An 18,933-nucleotide genomic window follows, 5' to 3' on the forward strand; every position below is an offset into this window, starting at 1 on the left:
ATGAAAACAGTTTTTATCATTTTTATGGTTTTGGGAATAACAGTTTCTGAGCCCATACAACAGGAAGAGTTCATTGTTGAAGCTACCTACATTGGTATAGAAGAAGGTGCTTACACCTTTGTTGATGATGACGGCTTGGAGTATGAGTTTTCAGATATTGACATCAAAGCTTCGAAGAAATACGACTTGGATTCAAATAAGTTTTTAGGGAGGAAATTTCAGGTTACCTATTGGATGGAAACAGAAATTGGGGAAAATGATGAGGAATACGATGTTTATATCATTGTAAGCCTTGATTTGGTTGGCTAACTCCAACCTTTGGCGGGATATTTTTATGCGCCTTTCAACAAAAAGGGAAATATGAAGAAAATAGTCAAATCAAGATTATTGGCTGTTTGCGGATCCAAGGTTCTCATACTCAAAAAAGTAGGGAAACCTTTGAGATATACACTTCCGGGAGGTGTAAAAAAACGAAAAGAAACTGATAAACAAGCCCTTATCAGGGAAACAGGTGAGGAAATAGAGTTGCAACTAACCGAGGAGCAAGTACAGTTTTATATGTCACATGTTAATAAAACGGAAGCGGGGATAATAATTAAGAACTACTACCATGCCCATTTTGAACCCTTGAAAATTAAAGTGTTGGAAAAGCATAAGTTTCAATCTGCACTTTGGTTGAACTGGAAGAAAGTGATTGGGTTTATGGATAAATCAGATAGATTGGCCGTTAAGGTATATTTTAAAAATTTGAAAACGCAGAACAAAAACATGAGTAAAAATGAACGCACAATTTCATCTCGCATTGCCATGTAAGAATTTAGAGGAAACAAAAGTTTTCTATAGAGATACCATCATGGCCGGTTTGGGTAGAAATACGGAAAAATGGTTGGATGTAGATCTTTTCGGAAATCAACTGACATTTACTCAAGCAGGTGATTTCACATTTGATTTCAAGAATTATAAGTTAGACAATTACATATTGCCATCATTCCACTTTGGAGTCATTGTTCCTGTGGATATTTGGGGAGAACTTTATACACGTCTTTTTCAAATGGATTTGGAGGTTACTACTGAGGCAACTTTTATGCAAGGCAAAAAAGGGGAGCACCTTTCTTTTTTCGTACAAGATCCTAATGGATATATGCTAGAATTTAAGAGTTTTAAAGACTCTGAGGAGGTTTTTTCCGAATGATGAAATCTCAGTATTTAGAAAGCCCATACTTTAATACAGTCCCATACCCAAATTTGTATTTGGTTGATTAAATTTACCGGTAAGTTTTACGTTTATCGTCCTTTTTTTCTCACTTGAGAAGCAAAGAGGTGAATACTAGCAAAACAACATTGTTGTTTTCAGAAAAACAGCGAGTTACATAATAGATGATGGTTCCGTCATCCCGACGAACCACTTTTCAGTGGAAACCAAGCATTGTCAATGGATTACTTGACAATGCTTTTTGTTTTTATAGAATTCATCTAGTCCAATATAAAAATCTAGGTTTGGCAAGATGAAAGGATACGTTCCTTTTTTATTACCAATAATTTGAGCTATTGGTGTGGTTTACTGAGGTTGCTAATAAAGAGTTCAGCACTTGAAGATTGTCATTGACAGCTTCAATCCACCTCAAAAACTTGAATTTCTGAGACTCCTAATCTCAACCCAGCAAGTGGAGCTGCGGACAAGTCGGCAACTCCATCTGTGATGGTAAACTTTACCCATTTTACAGTTTTTGGAGGGAATTTGATTTCAGTAGGAGTTTGAGCACCGTTTGATGGAGCTGCATACATCCATTCCATGGAGCCATCACTGAACACAAAATACCCTTCTTTAATCCATCGGTCTGCTGCTGGACTATCATATACTCGTATTCTATCAATCGTTTTTGCGTCATCCCATTCCAATTTGATCATAGCTCCTTTTCCTTCATGGGAAATCCATTCCTTCGTTTTGTCTCCGGTTTTGGTATCAATGATACCGTCGATTACTGCCTCGGGTCTACTATCTTCTTCAAAGGAGGTTGCCCATACTTTTGCCATCGGAGCAATGTTTTTTAAGTCTAGCTTCACTTCTTTGAATGGTTTATCCTTTAAGACAAAAGCGAGCTCGTGCATTGATGCCGCATAGCGATTTTGGTGAGGATTAATGTTCTGTACACTATAATTGCTAGCAACGGTCATCCAAGCACTGGTACCGTCATTGTTTATGAATTGAGACGTTATGTTCGGAAAATAGGTTTGAGCCCCCCAATCCCTCATGTAGTGCACAATTTTGTAAGGACCTGTTATCTTATCTGATTCCCAAAAAATGGTAACATTATACGGCAGGTTTTCTTCAGCTTCCTTGAGCCTGCAGGTCATCAAGATATACTTGTCCATTTTTGGAAAGTACGTTATGCTTTCGCTCCCTAGGTGATTGGGCCAATCTAAAATAGGCTTGGCATTCTCAACACCCTTTTCCCAGATGGGTTTGCCATTTCTGGTGTGGCCTGCAAAAAACTCATAGCTTTCGGCATTGGTAATGCTCTCGGGCGAGGCATCAGCCCTGCATAAATATATGGCATCGCCCTTGTCCCAGTTGTTTTTGCCATTTCCAGAACTATATCCATGGGCACTCAAATAAATGTGTCCATCTTCAGCCTTGTCATTCTTGGCAAAATTTACTGCATGCGGGGTTCGAAATTTGGCTTTCCCTTTTTCATTGAAAAAGTTGCCATCAAGGTCAATGGCATTGGTCCAATATTGATTTTTCCAATCAGGTTCAGTATTGGAGGTAAAATGGTTCCAGTTTTTTGAATACCTAAATCCATTGAAATAGCCTTCATCATTAAAGGCATTGTACGTACCTATGTAGAACGTTTCATCTACAATGATGCTGACACAGGGGTAATAATTGGTACCACCTGCCCACATTCTTCCCAAGTTTTCAAATTTGAGGTTGAGGGGATCGCTACCAATGACTTTTGCTTGTCCCACTGCATTTGACCGGATATTGGAATTTGTTGAAAAACCGTCCATTTCCCCATCTGTCCAAGGAGAGTAGAGATTTCCATCATTCGCAGATTGTAAATACCACGTGTCCGCTGCAGTGTAATTGGCAAATCTACCGGTAAACACCACCTTGGTGATATCTTCCGATTGTTCAAAGGGACAATCGTTGGGAATCTCATTTTCCCATTCGTAATACGCATAGATGGGACTGTTTGCAGGATCAGCTTTGTCTCCTTCACGCTTTGTGTTGTCCGTTAGTTGGGCGGATAACAAATTCGTGATAAAAAAAATACAGATAATAAGTGATGCGCTTTTCATTTTTTGGTTTGATTCTAATAAAAATAATACTCAGGCAGAGATGTGTTAAAGTAATTTGATTTAGGTCAGGTATAAAAAGTTTTAGACCAACAACTGTGGAGAACGGACAAGCACGTTGCAAATCTTTCAATAGGGTGGGGACTAAAAGAGATGATCTGACCATAACTAAGTCAATCCAAAGCACCCATTTATCTGTTTATCCACTAGAGGTAAAAAAATATCTTCACGCGACGATCATTTTCACAAAATTTTGCTTAAGTTTGAATATTCCTAAACCGTTTTAGTTTTCTTTCAAAAGATTTAATCACTGATAATTGGATAAAACAACTAAACCGATTTAGTTAGATTCTAAAAATGAAAAGACTGTTCCTAAAAGATATCGCCAAAGAACTTAATGTCTCAAAAACGACCGTCTCTCTTGTTCTTAACAATAAAGGGGATGAAAATAAGATCAGTCAAGACACACAACAAAGAATATTGGCTTATGCCAAAGAGCACAACTACGTGCCTAATCAATTGGCGCGGGGGCTCAGTAGAGGTAAAAGTGAGACTATCGGACTTATAATTCCCAATATTTCAGACGTGTTCTACGCAAGAATTGCCGGTTTCATTGAAAGACAGGCCAAAGGTTTAGGCTATACCGTGATTTTCAGTAGTTCTTATGAAGACCCTCAAAAGGAAGGAGAACTAATAAAATCAATGCTTGATCGCCAAGTGGATGGTCTTATTGTGGCTTCAACACAAAAGAACCAAAGCGAAATTGATGCTTTAAAAAATATCAATTTCCCTTTTGTCCTCATCGACAGACATTATCCAGATAGGGAAACCGATTATGTTATCGTGGACAATTTTGAAGGTACCAAAAAAGCCACTGAACATTTAATTGACCAAGGAAGAAATAAGATTGGTTTTGTTACGCTAAAACCTGGTTTGGAGGTTATGCAACAACGATTGGTGGGTTATCAAGATGCTTTGATAAATGCTGGTATTAAACCGGACAAGAACCATGTAAGTGAGGTAAGTCGTGAGAATTTCATGGAAGAGATGGGATTGGAAATCAAAAAACTAGTCGAATCTTCAAGTTCGGTAGATGCGATTGTTTTCTCCACTCATTACTTGGCCGCGGCAGGACTTCGCGAATTGAAGCGTCTTAATGTTGAAGTTCCGAAAGAAGTCGCTGTAGTAAGTTTTGACGAACTGAATGCCTTTGATTTAACTGATCCTCCCATAACATCGATAACACAGCCTGCTTCGGAAATTGGAAGACAGGCAGTAGATATTTTAATGGATAAAATGGAGGGTAAGACCAATGGCAGTATTGAACGGATTTTAGAAACCAAATTGACTATAAGAAAGTCATGCGGTGTTGCTTGAGAATTAGTTTTTCAAACAATAACTAAACCGATTTAGTTATAAAGGTGTAATAAACTAGAGTAGTTAATAAGAAATGGGGTTGATCGAAAAATATCAAATACCAGAAACAGGTGCTCATCCTTTTTTAATAAAGGACAGCTGGCAGGTCAGTAAGTTGAACTATCAAGCTAAAGAATATCAGGTGGGCAAGTTGGAATATTTCAACAAGCATGAGCACACGAATCGTGCATTGGCTTTGCTAAAGGGTAAGACAGTCTTGGTTTTTACACGAGATTTTGGTCAATACAACGTCGTTGCAATGAAACGTGGTTTGGCATACAATATTCCCAAGAAGACACACTATGCACTTGTTTTGGAAGAAGACAGCGAACTATTCAGCGTTGAGCCCCCCAATACGGACCAAATTGATACGGAGCGTAATCATTTGACTGAAGAGCATTTGCAGACAATACGAGAAAAGATAACCAAAGAATTTCAAAATTATCATGAGTAACACCAAACCACTTTGGAAAAATGACGATGAGCTATTCAACATAGCCAAAACAGAATTATTTGTGGCCTTGGTCGGCGATATTCTGGACAAGTTGGGGTACGAGCATCAGTTTTTACCACCTAACATAAAACCATTGCAAAATGACTTTGTGGTAATCGGCAGGGCCATGACGGTGCTAGAGGCAGATGTTTTTGAAGAATCTTCAAAGAACACCAAAAACCCACTCATGAAGAAGCCCTTCGGACTCATGTTTGAGGCTTTGGACAGCCTAAGCAAAAATGAGGTTTACATATGTACCGGATCATCGCCCAATTATGCACTTTGGGGAGGGTTAATGAGCACTAGGGCCATAAAACTGGAAGCTGCAGGAGCAGTATTGCATGGATGGTCCAGGGATACCAATGAAATTTTGAAACTGGACTTCCCCACATTTTCCTACGGAGGGTATGCCCAGGACCAAGGTCCTCGTGGCAAAGTGATAGATTATCGTGTGCCCATTGAAATTGAAGGTACAAGAATCAATCCTGGTGATATTATTTATGGAGATCGGGACGGAGTTCTTGTGGTACCCAAAGAAGTTGAGGCAAAAGCCTTTAGCGGAGCTATTGAAAAGGCTAGGGGAGAGCAATTGGTCAAAAAAGCCCTTGAAAGCGGCATGAGCACGGTAGAGGCATTTGAAAAATTTGGAATCATGTAAAATGAAAAAATCAACCTATTTACTGGTCATAAGCTTCGTCTCCACCATTGGAGGTTTCCTTTTTGGATATGATACCGCGGTTATCTCAGGATGTAACACCTTCTTGCAGGAGCATTTTCAACTATCACCGGCAACATTGGGTTGGGTGGTCTCATCTGCATTGTTGGGAACCATCTTCGGATGTATAGTTGCGGGTACCATTACAGATGCTTTTGGTAGAAAAAAAGCCTTGATAGTTGCCGCAAGCTGCTTAACCATATCAGCAATAGGTTCCATGTTGCCCCCTCAGTTTTTGGGTAATCTGGATCAGGCGTATTGGTTTACCTCAGATTCGGCAATGGCGTTCAACATCTTGATCATGGTGCGCATTGTTGGAGGAATAGGTGTGGGAATAACCTCGGTGGTAGCACCAATATATATTGCGGAACTCTCACTTCCCGAAAATCGGGGCAGAATGGTCTCATTGTACCAACTTTCCATTACCCTGGGTATTTTGTTGGCTTTTCTAATAGATTGGATAGTGCTTGACCAGGCAGGAGGAATGGCGGGGAAAATCGGCACAGAAGCTGCTGGATTTTGGAATTGGATTTTTGTTGAGGAACTCTGGAGAGGAATGTTCGGGACAGAGATTCCCATTGCATTACTGTTTTTAGTCTTACTTTTTATGGTACCTGAGACCCCAAGGTGGCTTATCTCAAAAGGGAGGCAATCTGAAGCACGTGCAATTATGATTAAGATAAATGGGGAGGAATATGCAGAAAAGAGAATGGAGGAAATCAATGAAATGATTCGTGAGGAAGAAGGGGGAATACGTGAACTATTTCAGCCTTTTCTTCGAATACCATTGTTGATAGGCATTTTGTTGCCAATGTTTTCCCACCTGAGTGGCATAGCAGCGATTATGTATTTCGCTCCAAACATTATCAATGAATCCATTCAGAGCGTTGAAAACGCATTTTTGGGAGCGGTGTTGGTTGGACTGGTGAATAGTGCATTCACCTTCGTGGCAATTTTCAATATTGAAAAATTTGGAAGAAGAAAATTGTTATTGGCAGGTGTTACTGGAGCATTTGTTTCGCTTTTTGGTGTCGGGGTCCTATTTGCAATGGGGTCAAAACTGGTAATAATCCCGCTTCTCATGTATGTGGCAAGCTTTGCTTTTTCGTTTGGGCCTATAGTCTGGGTGATCATCAGTGAAATCTTTCCTACCCGTATCCGCGGGATGGCTGTTGCCATGGGGAGTTTTTCATTAATGATGACCGGCTTTGTAATTACCCTTACAAATCCGATCCTCATAGAAAATATTGAAGCATCCGGAACCTTCTTTCTGTATGCTGCATTGACTCTTCCTGCTATATGGTTCATTTGGAAGTTTGTTCCCGAGACAAAGGGCAAGACGCTGGAGGAAATTGAAAAATATTGGCGTGGAAAAACTAAAAATAAAACTCAGGGCCCATCCTGAAATAGTGTTTTTGATATGATAGAATCTTTCAACATAACGGATAAAGGATATCATCCCTTTTTAATAGAAGATGGATGGCAGCTAGCACGGCTCAATTATATGGACGAACAGCACATTGATCAGATAACCAAATTGGACGTGCATCTAAAGACAGACGAAGTTTTTGTGGCCCTTGAAGGAGAAGCAGTTCTGATTGCAGCTACCATTGTAGATGGAGAACCCGAATTTGAATTGGAACTCATGGAGCATAATGTAATGTACAATATTCCTAAAGGAACATGGCACAATATCGCCATGCAAGAAGGCTCTGAACTGTTTATTGCAGAGAAATCGAATACCCATGTTTCTGACTTCGAGTTTTTTCCATTGAGTTCTAAAAAACAAAATGAGCTTAAACAGATGGTGAACACACTTTTTAATTCGACCGTTAATCAAACAATAGAACAATGCAAATAAATCTATCAGAAAAAAATGCACTTGTTACAGGAGGGAGTCAAGGTATTGGCGCTGAAATCTGTAGGACCTTGGCAGAATGTGGTGCCAATGTGTTCGTCAATTACTATAGTAGTAAGGAAAAAGCAGAAATTCTCGCAGAAGAAATTCGGAAAGAGCATAAAGTCAATGCCGTCTGTGGAAAAGCAAATGTGGCCGATGCAAAACAAGTGGAGCAGATGTTTCTTCAAATGGACAAAGAATTGGGAAGGGTGGATATTTTGGTGAACAATGCAGGTAGTGAGAGTGTGACCCATGTTTTGGATATGGAAGAGAACGAATGGGACAGGGTTATAGGAATAAATCTGAAAGGCCCTTTTCTCTGCTCACAGGAAGCAGGAAGAAGAATGGAAAACAAAAGAGGGGGGGTGATTATCAATATATCATCCATTCATGATGCCGTACCCAGAAAAGGATTGATTCATTATTGCTCCGCAAAAGCGGGATTAAAGATGTTTTCCAAGTGTCTTTCGCTAGAATTGGCAGAAAAAAACATTAGAGTGGCATCCATAGCACCAGGAGCAATTGAAACCAATATGAATAGAGAGGAAATTGAAAAATTCGGAAAGGAAAAATTTGAAAAATGGATTCCTCAAGGCAGAATAGGCAATGTCGCTGATGTGGCCAATGCAGTGGCCTTTTTGGCCAGTGATTTGGCAGATTATATCAACGGGGCAGATCTATATATAGATGGAGCGTATATGAACCACACTATTCAATACGACCCAAGACCGAAGAGAGAAACGGAATGAACACAAAAGGCATAGAATGTCAGTAGAGATCATATTAAAGGGAATTGCTTGGGATCATCCAAGAGGATATGAGCCTCTGAGGGCTACCTCAAAGGCATTCTCCCAGTTGCATCCCAAAGTGAAGATTGAGTGGGACATTCGTTCACTAAAGGAATTTGGCGATATGCCCATTGAGGATTTAATAGATGCCTATGATTTAATTACCATAGACCATCCGTATATGGGACAAGCTTATGCAGACCAACTTTTGTTGCCTTTACAAGACCGGTTGACCAAAAACTTTTTGAAAGAACTGGAGCGACAATCCGTAGGCCCAAGTTTCAGGGCATATTATTTTGATGATCAATTGCTCGCTTTGCCCATAGATGTTGCGGCATTGGTAGCTGCATCCAGAAACGATTTGATTTCAAGATTGAAGCTAAAGCTTCCTCAAACAAGGCAGGACCTATTTGATTTTTACAAAAAAGTACCCAAGAACTATTCCGTTGCATGGCCTTTGTGCCCCACAGATTTGTGGTGTACATTCCTTACCCTTTGCGCCCAAGATACCAATGGAGATTTTATCAAAGACCGTGAAGTGGACGAAAAAGTTGGGGCCAATGTCATGGATGAAATCAAACACCATTTGGAGTTTTTACACCCCAGTTCCATTACATGGAACCCTATTCAGGTTCTGGATTCAATGGGTGCTACAGACGAGATTGTCTATGCTCCTTTTTTATTCGGGTACACCAATTATTCCCGAAAAGGGTATTCTAAAAACTTGGTTCATTTTAGCAATAGTCCTGTCAACCCTGATCATAGCATTTCCACAATTTTAGGTGGTGTTGGACTTGCCATTTCTTCTAAATGCCAACATGCCGATTTAGCTGTAGAGTATACATCCTACGTAGCAAAGGCAGAGATACAAGAAGGTATGTACACCCAAAACGGAGGTCAACCTGGCAATCTGGCCGCATGGGAACATGAAGGGAACAACGAAATGTGCAACAACTTTTTTTCCAATACACTAAAAACCATGCAAAATGCTTATGTGCGGCCACAGCACCAAGGGTGGAATCGGTTTCAGGAACAGGGAGCCGACCTATTGCACAACGGGTTACTGAAAAATACCGCCTCTGCCCAAATAGTCAAAGAATTAAATCAACTGTATCAATCCTTAGATTAAAATGAAGAAGGCATATAAACATATTAAAACGGATATCTCAGATAAGGTTGCAACACTCTGTTTCAATAGACCAGAGCAGCTCAATGCAATGAACAGGGAAATGATGGATGAAATTATTGATGCTATAGAGACTATTAATACTGACGATGAGGTCCATGTGGCTATTATAACTGGAGAGGGACGTGCTTTTATGGCGGGAGCCGACATTAAGGAATATGGCAGTCAAACGGAAGCGCAATTCAAATCATTTCAGGACAGGGGAATCAAACTTTATGAAGCCATTGAAAATGCGCCACAACCTTGGATTGCTGCAGTCAATGGATTTGCCCTTGGGGGCGGATTTGAGATTGCGTTGTCCTGTGATATGATTTTGGCCGCTGAAACTGCCAAAATGGGCCTCCCTGAAGTTTTTCTGAGTTTGGTTCCCGGGGGTGGAGGCACCCAAAGGTTAATCCAGAGAATCGGAATTAATAGGGCAAAAGAAATGTTGTTTACAGGAGGACAATACACGGCAAATCAACTTTTTGATTGGGGCATCGTCAATCATGTATACAAGCAAGACGATTTTGTCTCAGAAGTAACAGGGTTTGCCCAAAAATTAACCCGAAGACCTTTGGGAGCATTAAAGGAGCTCAAGAGATTGGCGCATCTCAGCTTATCGCCTAGACCTTTCAATGAAAAGATTGAAGAAGAAGGCAACACAGTTTCTCGCCTATTTCATGGGACAGAAGCCAAAAAAGCCATTCAAGATTTTATAGATAAAACATAAGATGGAACCGTTGACATTTTTTATGGGCAGTTATACCGAATATCTAATTCCCGAGTTTGGGGGTATTGGAAAAGGTATCTACACGGTTCAGTTGAATACAGAAACTGGAGAATTGTCCGTGCTTCATACCCAAACGGTTCGCAATCCCAGTTATTTGGCTTTAAGTGACGACCATAAATTTCTGTATTGTTCCACCGAATTGGATGAAAGTGAAAAACCTAGGGTGAAAGCATTTAGGATAAATTCAGATTGTTCACTACAATTCATTAATGAACAGCCCATAGAGGGGGGGTATCCTTGTCACATAGTGGTTCATGAAAAGAATGTTCTTCTGGCCTGTTATGCCACTGGGAATGTAATCCAATATCCATTGGAACACCTTGGAAGTGTTCTCCCCGTTGCTACAAATCAAAGGCATTCAGGGTCTAGTGTCAACAAAGACCGGCAAGAAGCTCCGCACGCCCATCAGGTGACGGTGCATCCAAATAATAAAGATATTTATGTATGTGATTTAGGTATCGATACACTCAAGGCCTATGAAATAAAGGAGGAAAAGTTGCGGCCCAACATCAATAAGGATGTATCAATTTCAGAAGGAGGAGGCCCTAGACACATGGTTTTCAATCCAAGTGGAAAGTTGGGTTATGTGATCAATGAATTAACTGGAAAGGTTTCTGTGCTGCAACAGGTGGATGATGTTTTCAAGGAAGTGGCCATCTACAATTCTTTACCTGCTGATTATTCTGGAACGCCAAGTGCTTCGGCCATACGTCTGCATCCAAACGGGAAATTTTTGTTTGTGGCTAACAGAGGAGCTGAACTACTTACCATTTTTAAGGTTCATGAGAACAAATTGCTAAATATAGAGCATCAATATACACATGGAGAAGAGTTAAGGGAATTCAACATTACCCCAGATGGCAAATGGCTTATTGCCTGTCATCAGAACTCTTATGATACGGTGGTTTATCGAATCAAGGAAGATGGAAAATTAGAAGAAACATACAGGACCAAGGAAATTTTATCACCAGTTTGTATAGTATTTCTAAACCAATCAAAAACCTAAACCGATTTAGTTGAACGATGAATAATGACCAAGAAAAAATAGGACCGCTGAAAGGATTGGTTGTGGCTGATTTCACCCAACTGGCACAAGGTCCATGGGCTACTCAAATGTTGGGGGATATGGGGGCGGATATCATCAAAATCGAACCTAAAAAGGGAGATTGGATGCGACACTATTCCTATGGAAACATGTATCCAGAAGGGGAAAGTATTTCGTTTTTGAGTTTCAATAGGAACAAACGGAGCATAGCTCTAAATCTTAAGGACCCAAAGGAATTGAGCATAGCAGTAGATATCATAGCAAAATCAGATATCCTGGTCGAAAATTTCCGTCCTGGGGTCATGGAGAGGTTGGGTCTGGGCTATGAAGCCATGAAGAAATTAAATCCGGGTATAGTGTATTGTTCCAGTTCGGGCTATGGCAGTTCTGGTCCTTATTTGAGCAGGCCAGGCCAGGATTTGCTTGCTCAGTCCATTGCAGGCGGAGCTGCCTTGAATGGCAGAAAGGATGACATACCTGTGGTCACCGCGGTTGGTCAGGCCGACTTGTTAACGAGTTTATTCATCAATCAATCCGTTTTGGCGGCCATACATTCACGCAGTGTTACAGGGAAGGGACAGAAAATAGAGACCAACCTACTTAACTCGGTGGTAGGGTTCCATGTGCAAGAAGTAACGGCTTATCTATCCAAAGGCGCAAATCCCGAGCGTAGTGAAAGTGGTATTCCCAATCCTTGGTTGGGAGCTCCCTATGGATTGTACCATACCTTGGATGGGTATATCGCCATTGGGATGAATTCGGTTCAAAAACTGGCTAAAATCATTGGATTGAAAAAGTACGACAGCGAGGAGTACGCATCAAACAACATTATTGAAAGCCGGGATGAAATTCGGTTTGATTTTGATGAAGTGTTCAAATCAAAGACCACAAAAGAATGGTTGTGGGTTCTTCTTAAAGAAGATATCTGGTGTTCGCAGGTGAACACCTTTACCGAAATGGTGGAAGACCCTCAAATAAAACACAACAAGATGATCATTGAAATTGATCATCCGACGGTGGGAAAAGTAAAAACAACAGGTTTTCCAGCCTGGTTCAGTGATACACCCCAACAGATTTATAAACCGGCACCGCTATTAAACGAAGATGCGGGGGACATACTGGAAGAATTCTGTGGGTATAGCGAAAATGAAATCAATCAATTTATGAAAGAAAAGGAATAGAGATGAAATTGGGATTTGGATTATATAGACATATGTTGGACGCTGAGCACTTCAATTTTGCTAAACAATGTGGTGCTACGCATTTGGTTGTCCATCTAGTGGACTACTTCGGGCATAATGCGGATAGTACGGACCAACCCATTGGAGGAAAAGAAGGTTGGGGAAAAGCAGGAAAGGCAGATACTATTTGGACCTTAGATGAACTTTTGGACCTTAAAAAGGAAATCAACGGGCATGGTTTGGAGTTGGAGGCCATTGAAAATTTTGACCCGGCCCATTGGCACGACATCTTATTGGATGGTCCCAAAAAGGAAGTGCAAATGGAAAACCTAAAACAACTTATCCGAAATGTTGGTAAAGCGGGTATTCCCATTTTTGGCTATAATTTTTCATTGGCCGGTGTTTCTTCGAGAATTCAGGGACCATATGCAAGGGGAGAAGCTATTTCGGTGGGTATGGAAGCTGTAGATAATACGCCGATTCCAAATGGTATGGTTTGGAATATGGTATACGATGAAAATGCGCCTTCAGGAAGAGTACCTAGAATCGATCACGACGAACTGTGGAACAGACTGCAGTATTTTCTGGATGAGATCATACCTGTTGCTGAAGAAGCTGGGGTGAAATTAGCGGCCCATCCTGATGATCCTCCGATGCCCTATGTAAGGGATACACCAAGATTGGTGTACCAGCCTGGCATGTATCAAAAGCTGCTTGACATGAAACCCAGTCCTTCAAATAATCTGGAGTTCTGCCTAGGTTCAATAGCCGAGATGACCGAGGGGGATATCTATGAAGCTACAGACACCTATAGCAAACAAGGCAAAATAGGCTACATACATTTCAGAAATGTTGTAGGCAAGGTTCCCCAATACAAAGAGGTTTTTGTAGATGAGGGTGATATAGATATGTTCAGGATCCTAAAGATCTTAAAGAAGAACAATTTTGAAGGGGTCTTGATTCCTGATCATACCCCTCAAATGACCTGTAGTGCCCCTTGGTATGCTGGTATGGCCTATGCAATGGGATATATGAAAGCGGCAATATCCAAAGTTAACGGAGCATGATATCAAATCGATCATAAAAACAAACGAAGAGAATTAAAAGCAATGAAAACAAACTTGACGAACAGAAGTATTAAAAATGCATTTTTGGGTTTAGGGATAATAGCCTTTATCGCCAATGCATATTCATTGGAGAACCATCCAAAATTGGATAAATCTCCATCCTTGGAGATGATGGCACCATTCCATGGAGGTGGTGGGCATAACCATATTTATGAAATCAATACGGCCTATAAACTTTATCAGGTCTGTAAAAATGATATTGAGGGCTTTCATAGCAAAATTGGTGGTGGGGATTACCAGTATCCATCAATTCGGGATGAGGTGAACCAGCATATGATTTCCCGAGCCAGTACTGGTGAAATGTACTTTGAGTTCTTGACCAATGCTGTACCAAATAATTATTCAGGATCCTCTGTCACCTTTGCCTTCTATTCCAATATCGATTTAAATCTAAGAGAGCCATACGATGTATTTGCAAATGATCAATTGGTAATGACGTTTATTGCAAACGAAGATGGAACCTTGAAAATTTTGAATCATGAAAATGGCACCACGGCTGAGTACATCCTTGTCAAAAGAGATTTGAACAAAGACGGAGTAGGCCTATTCCGATTGACATTACCCACTTCAATGGTCGGAAAAGGGAAGCAAGCAAGAATAAAGGTGCAAGGGCACAAAAAAGGAAGCAATTCGTGGTTCATGTTGGCTAAAGCCAACAATCTCCTTGAAAACCTAAGGATGTCCAGTGAGCAAGAAGCATCTTTCAGCATAAAAACCAAAGATGGTATCATGCACATAGATGCACCCACACATTTTGCAGGTAAACAGGTGCAAGTTATTAGCGATGGTAAGAAAAGCAAAAAAGTAGTTTTTAGTGCTCAGGGCGAACTGGCAAAAGCCTCAATTCGAATAAATGCTCCCAAAAAAGAATTTAAGATTGTTTATGGGGATGACAGTATAGAGTTTCCTTTGGAGAATGGTATTGCCTCGAATACATCGGATATCTTGGGGGCATACTTTTATGTTTACAATGCCCAAATAAAAAATGGATGGCAGGCTTCAATAACAAAATTGTACAAGCCCTCTTTGTTCAACGCATACGACGACTTTTTTGACAGACGAAATGAAGGGGGAAAAGTATCGGTCATGAATTCCAGCCATCAAGATATAGCCTGGGTGGACCGCCCCGAGATTTGTATTATCCTTAGGGATACCTTGGTGCTGACCCCGGTCATTAACGACGCCTTTGAACGGCCGGATTATGGCTTTGATATCGAAGATGGCCTAATGTTAAGGGAATACCTTAACAGACACCCAGATGCTCAGGAGAAACTAACCACTTTATTGAACAAAAAACTGGTTTCTGTGGGAGCATCATACAATTGTCCCTACGAGGATATGTATGATGGAGAAGACCTTGTACGCCAGTTTTATCTCGGAAAGAAATGGGTGAAGAAAACCTTTGGGGGATATGACTCAAAAGTATACTGGAATGTGGATGTACCGGGGAAGACGTTACAATTTCCCCAAATCATGAAAAAGGCCGGGGTGGAGTATATGGTCATCAGTAGGCATGCCAAGGGGATGTTCAATTGGGAAAGCCCAGATGGTAGCTCCGTGTTTACCTACTCTCCAGGACATTATGGAAATGACATTATTGAGCTATCCAAAGAGTTGAGCAGTAAGATGAAATATGCTGCGGAGCAGGTCACTTATTGGAAACCCTCTTTTGAAGAAGGCAAGACCATTACTCCATTATTGTCTAGCCAAGATATGATTCCAGCGATGGATTATTCCGATTTTATAGAAGCATGGAACAGTTTTGAGAGTGTAAAAGATGGTGATGGTAATGAAAACCAGGTTTACTTCCCTGATATGGAATTGATGACCGCCGATGAATTCATGCCCTTGGCCCGTAAAAATGCTACCAAAATAGAAACCATTAGGGGAGAAAGGCCCAATGTATGGGTCTATATCCACGGTCCTGCCCATCATGAAGCACTTACTGCAAGCCGTGAGGCCTCAAAACTGTTGCCTGCGGCCGAAAAGTTTCTTGCTATTGCCAATACTTTGGATTCAAAAAGAATGCCGTATCCTTTTGAGGATTTTGATAAAGCATGGCAATCAAAAATTTATCCAGATCATGGTTGGGGCGGACATGATGGTGACATTACGGACGACCTCTTCAAAGAAAAGTTGATGGAATCAAAAACCATGGGGACCGACCTCTTGAAAAAAGGAACAAATTTTATCGCCAACAGAATCAAGACCGATGATAAAAAGGGAATTCCGGTAGTACTTTTCAATAGTCTTTCATGGGAACGCACAGACCCTATTACCGTGTCCATCAACCTTGAAAAAGGTAAGGCAAAGTCGTTGCAGGTATATGCTTCGGACAAGAAAAAGGCTGTGGCCCAAATTTCCAATAAAAGCCACTATGATGATGGCACTTTAAAAAGTGCGGATGTAGTTTTTATTGCTGAGAACGTTCCCGCTATTGGGTATAAAACCTATTATGTAAAACCTTCTTTATCAACATCTAAAAAAACAACAGGAATTGGTTCTGCATCTACCTATGAAAACGAGTTTTATAAAATTGAATTTGAGAAGGGCGGCATTGGCCAAATATTTGACAAGGAGCTAAAACGAAACCTTTTTAAGACAAATGCTTTAAAAGCAGGAGAGGTATTCACATTGCATTCTCAAGGAAATGGTGCAGGGGAGTTTGGAGATATTCAACAACCCTTCATGAAAGATTTTGATAAGGTCAGTAATCATGATGCCAATTGGGAAATTGTAAAAACAGGTGGGGTGTTCACTACATACCGAATCAAGCAGCCAATTTTACATGCCATAGTGGAACAAGATGTTACCATCTATCACAAATTGAAAAGAGTGCTGTTTGAAACCCGTTTGTTGAACTGGTCGGGAGAGTTGTATCGTGAGTTCAGAACCGCTTTCCCCGTTGCTATTGACAATGCTTTGGTAAAACACGAAGTACCTTTTGGAGCTGTAAAAGTGGGTCAAGATGAAATTGAAACGGCAGGTGACCGATATACGGCATTGGCCAAAGATGTGCACCCGAGGGCCATTATGGATTGGTTCTCTGCTTCGGATGATGACCTAACGGTCACCCTAAGCTCTTCTGTGGCGGCATTTGATTGGATGGACCCAACCACCGACTCAGAAGATACCTTACTACAACATTTATTGTTGGCCAGTAGAACATCTTGCCATTGGGAAGGAAACGAATATTCGCAGGCCGGCGACCACAGCTATCATAACATTTTAACCTCGCACAAAACAGGAAGCTTGGAAGGAATGCGGGTTGCAGAGCAACAGAATGATCCTTTACGTGTAGTGGTATATCCCGATAGGTCTGCCAAGGCCTCTTTGCCGGATAGCTTGAGTTTTTTCAATATTGACCAAGGGAACATTAATGTGACCACGATCAAAAAAGCAGAAGATTCTGAAGATTTGATTATTCGAATGTATGATGCAGAAGGTAAGGATACACAGGTGAAGCTCAGTTCCTTTTTTACTTTGGAAAATCTTCAAAAAACAAACATTATTGAGGAAAACCCAAGACCAGCGACTTCAATGGACGTTTCAAAATATGGAATTGAAACCTATTCCTTTGAAGCAAAAAATAAGTAATAGCATCAACCTTAGTTGAAAACATAAAATTTATGAAGACCAACATAACCGTATTAGCAATGATAGCCGCCCTCGGAGGATTTCTTTTTGGGTACGATACAGCAATTATTTCAGGAACCATAGGTTTCGTTAAAACCCAGTTCAACCTTGGAACCGTAATGGAAGGATGGTACGTGAGCTCTGCGCTTTTAGGAACGATCTTGGGAGTTTCCGTGGCGGGTTTCCTCAGCGACAAATACGGACGGAAGAATATTTTGATCATGTCGGGAATATTTTTTGCCCTTTCGGCCTTAGGGTGTATGATTTCTGCTTCGTTCAACGGATTGGTTGCATACAGGTTGTTGGGTGGCATTGGTGTGGGTATGGCTTCCATGCTATCTCCACTATACATTTCGGAAATTGCTCCCGCAAAGACTAGGGGAAGATTAGTGGCCTTATATCAGTTGGCCATAACCTTGGGTATTCTGGTAGCCTATTTTGCCAACGCTTATCTATTGGGTGTTTCAGAATCTGAGGGAATGGCCAACGCTTCTGGCATGACCCATAAAATTTTTGTTACAGAAGTATGGCGGGCCATGTTGGGCAGTGAAACACTTCCTGCGGTAATATTTTTGCTTTTACTCTTCACCATACCACAAAGCCCTCGCTGGTTGACCATGAAAGGAAGAAAAGAGAAAGCCAAAAATATCCTACTTCGTTTTGTGACCAACGAGGAAGCTGATGAAGAGATAAAACATGTTGAGGAAATTCTTTCGAAAGAGTCGGGAGGTATCAAAATGGTTTTTTCAGGACCGTTTAAGTTGGCCATCATAATTGGGATTTCTATCGCTATCCTAAGTCAGCTAAGTGGTATCAATGCTATAATATATTATGGTCCTAAGATTTTGGAAGAAGGAGGTTTACAGCTGGGAGAAGCTCTGGGTGGACAGGTAATCATTGGCATTGTAAACGTGTTGTTCACGTTCATTGCCTTATGGAAGATCGACCAATTGGGAAGAAAACCCCTATTGACGTATGGGGTAATTGGAATTATGATTTCACTAATAATAGTGGGACTGCTGTTCCACTTTGAAATCAACAATACCTATCTATTGATGACTTTTATTCTAGTGTTCATTGCCTGTTTTGCATTTTCGTTTGGTCCCGTACTTTGGGTCCTGCTATCAGAGATTTATCCCCTAAAAATACGTGGAACCGCAATGTCAATTGCAACTATGGCCGTATGGGTAGGAACTGCTTTTGTTGGACAAATGACCCCTTGGTTTCTTGAAAACCTTATGCCGTCAGGTACCTTCTGGTTCTTTGCGGCCTGCATGCTTCCAGCTTTGTATATATCGATAAAAGTGTTACCAGAGACCAAAGGAAAAACACTCGAGGAAATTGAACATTATTGGTTGTCTAAAAAGGAATAAA

17 protein-coding genes are annotated in these 18,933 nt (G+C 40.8%); 16 read left to right on the forward strand and 1 reads right to left on the reverse strand.

Annotation, left to right across the window (positions count from 1 at the left end):
* Genes DX873_RS02850 through DX873_RS02860 form a run of 3 tightly spaced genes read left to right on the forward strand, consistent with a single transcriptional unit; the run spans nt 1 to nt 1,192 of the window.
* On the forward strand, nt 1–309 hold the full coding sequence (locus DX873_RS02850) for a hypothetical protein (protein ID WP_116183007.1): 309 nt from the start codon (nt 1–3) through the stop codon (nt 307–309).
* Nucleotides 310–360: 51 nt separating this feature from the next.
* Nucleotides 361–813: an NUDIX domain-containing protein gene (locus tag DX873_RS02855; protein WP_147296593.1), complete on the forward strand. Its 453-nt coding sequence runs from the start codon at nt 361–363 to the stop codon at nt 811–813.
* Nucleotides 779–1,192 carry a VOC family protein gene (locus DX873_RS02860; RefSeq protein WP_116183009.1) on the forward strand — a complete coding sequence of 138 codons (414 nt, stop codon included), beginning with the start codon at nt 779–781 and terminating at the stop codon, nt 1,190–1,192. The genes DX873_RS02855 and DX873_RS02860 overlap by 35 nt, the downstream gene beginning before the upstream one ends.
* Before the next feature lie 419 nt (nt 1,193–1,611).
* On the opposite strand, the gene DX873_RS02865 is transcribed toward DX873_RS02860, so the two are convergent.
* Nucleotides 1,612–3,303: a DUF7402 domain-containing protein gene (locus tag DX873_RS02865; RefSeq protein ID WP_116183010.1), complete on the reverse strand. Its 1,692-nt coding sequence runs from the start codon at nt 3,301–3,303 to the stop codon at nt 1,612–1,614.
* A gap of 354 nt (nt 3,304–3,657) precedes the next feature.
* Here DX873_RS02865 and DX873_RS02870 point away from each other — a divergent pair, with 354 nt between their 5' ends.
* The 13 genes from DX873_RS02870 (at nt 3,658) to DX873_RS02930 (ending at nt 18,932) form a co-directional block, all read left to right on the forward strand.
* Nucleotides 3,658–4,677: a LacI family DNA-binding transcriptional regulator gene (locus DX873_RS02870; protein ID WP_116183011.1), complete on the forward strand. Its 1,020-nt coding sequence runs from the start codon at nt 3,658–3,660 to the stop codon at nt 4,675–4,677.
* A gap of 73 nt (nt 4,678–4,750) precedes the next feature.
* Nucleotides 4,751–5,170, forward strand: a complete 420-nt coding sequence (locus tag DX873_RS02875; RefSeq protein ID WP_116183012.1) for a hypothetical protein — start codon at nt 4,751–4,753, stop codon at nt 5,168–5,170.
* Complete coding sequence (locus tag DX873_RS02880; protein WP_116183013.1) at nt 5,163–5,867, forward strand: RraA family protein; 705 nt, start codon at nt 5,163–5,165, stop codon at nt 5,865–5,867. The genes DX873_RS02875 and DX873_RS02880 overlap by 8 nt, the downstream gene beginning before the upstream one ends.
* Before the next feature lies 1 nt (nt 5,868).
* Nucleotides 5,869–7,329, forward strand: coding sequence for a sugar porter family MFS transporter (locus tag DX873_RS02885; RefSeq protein WP_116183014.1), 1,461 nt, complete (start codon nt 5,869–5,871; stop codon nt 7,327–7,329).
* A gap of 15 nt (nt 7,330–7,344) precedes the next feature.
* Nucleotides 7,345–7,785, forward strand: a complete 441-nt coding sequence (locus tag DX873_RS02890) for a hypothetical protein (RefSeq protein ID WP_116183015.1) — start codon at nt 7,345–7,347, stop codon at nt 7,783–7,785.
* Nucleotides 7,776–8,573: an SDR family NAD(P)-dependent oxidoreductase gene (locus DX873_RS02895; RefSeq protein WP_116183016.1), complete on the forward strand. Its 798-nt coding sequence runs from the start codon at nt 7,776–7,778 to the stop codon at nt 8,571–8,573. Before DX873_RS02890 ends, DX873_RS02895 begins: the two co-directional genes overlap by 10 nt.
* A gap of 16 nt (nt 8,574–8,589) precedes the next feature.
* Nucleotides 8,590–9,741: an extracellular solute-binding protein gene (locus DX873_RS02900; protein WP_116183017.1), complete on the forward strand. Its 1,152-nt coding sequence runs from the start codon at nt 8,590–8,592 to the stop codon at nt 9,739–9,741.
* Between the two features lies 1 nt (nt 9,742).
* Nucleotides 9,743–10,510: an enoyl-CoA hydratase/isomerase family protein gene (locus tag DX873_RS02905; RefSeq protein ID WP_116183018.1), complete on the forward strand. Its 768-nt coding sequence runs from the start codon at nt 9,743–9,745 to the stop codon at nt 10,508–10,510.
* Between the two features lies 1 nt (nt 10,511).
* Nucleotides 10,512–11,576 carry a lactonase family protein gene (locus tag DX873_RS02910; RefSeq protein WP_116183019.1) on the forward strand — a complete coding sequence of 355 codons (1,065 nt, stop codon included), beginning with the start codon at nt 10,512–10,514 and terminating at the stop codon, nt 11,574–11,576.
* A 17-nt stretch (nt 11,577–11,593) separates the two neighbouring features.
* On the forward strand, nt 11,594–12,796 hold the full coding sequence (locus DX873_RS02915; RefSeq protein ID WP_116183020.1) for a CaiB/BaiF CoA transferase family protein: 1,203 nt from the start codon (nt 11,594–11,596) through the stop codon (nt 12,794–12,796).
* 2 nt (nt 12,797–12,798) lie between these two features.
* Nucleotides 12,799–13,863: a mannonate dehydratase gene (locus DX873_RS02920; protein ID WP_116183021.1), complete on the forward strand. Its 1,065-nt coding sequence runs from the start codon at nt 12,799–12,801 to the stop codon at nt 13,861–13,863.
* A 42-nt stretch (nt 13,864–13,905) separates the two neighbouring features.
* Nucleotides 13,906–17,520, forward strand: coding sequence for a glycoside hydrolase family 38 N-terminal domain-containing protein (locus DX873_RS02925; RefSeq protein ID WP_116183022.1), 3,615 nt, complete (start codon nt 13,906–13,908; stop codon nt 17,518–17,520).
* A gap of 32 nt (nt 17,521–17,552) precedes the next feature.
* Complete coding sequence (locus DX873_RS02930) at nt 17,553–18,932, forward strand: sugar porter family MFS transporter (RefSeq protein ID WP_116183023.1); 1,380 nt, start codon at nt 17,553–17,555, stop codon at nt 18,930–18,932.
* The last annotated feature ends 1 nt before the right edge of the window (nt 18,933 follow it).

It is taken from the genome of Flagellimonas nanhaiensis, from assembly GCF_003382275.1.
Taxonomy (GTDB): Bacteria; Bacteroidota; Bacteroidia; order Flavobacteriales; family Flavobacteriaceae; genus Flagellimonas; species Flagellimonas nanhaiensis.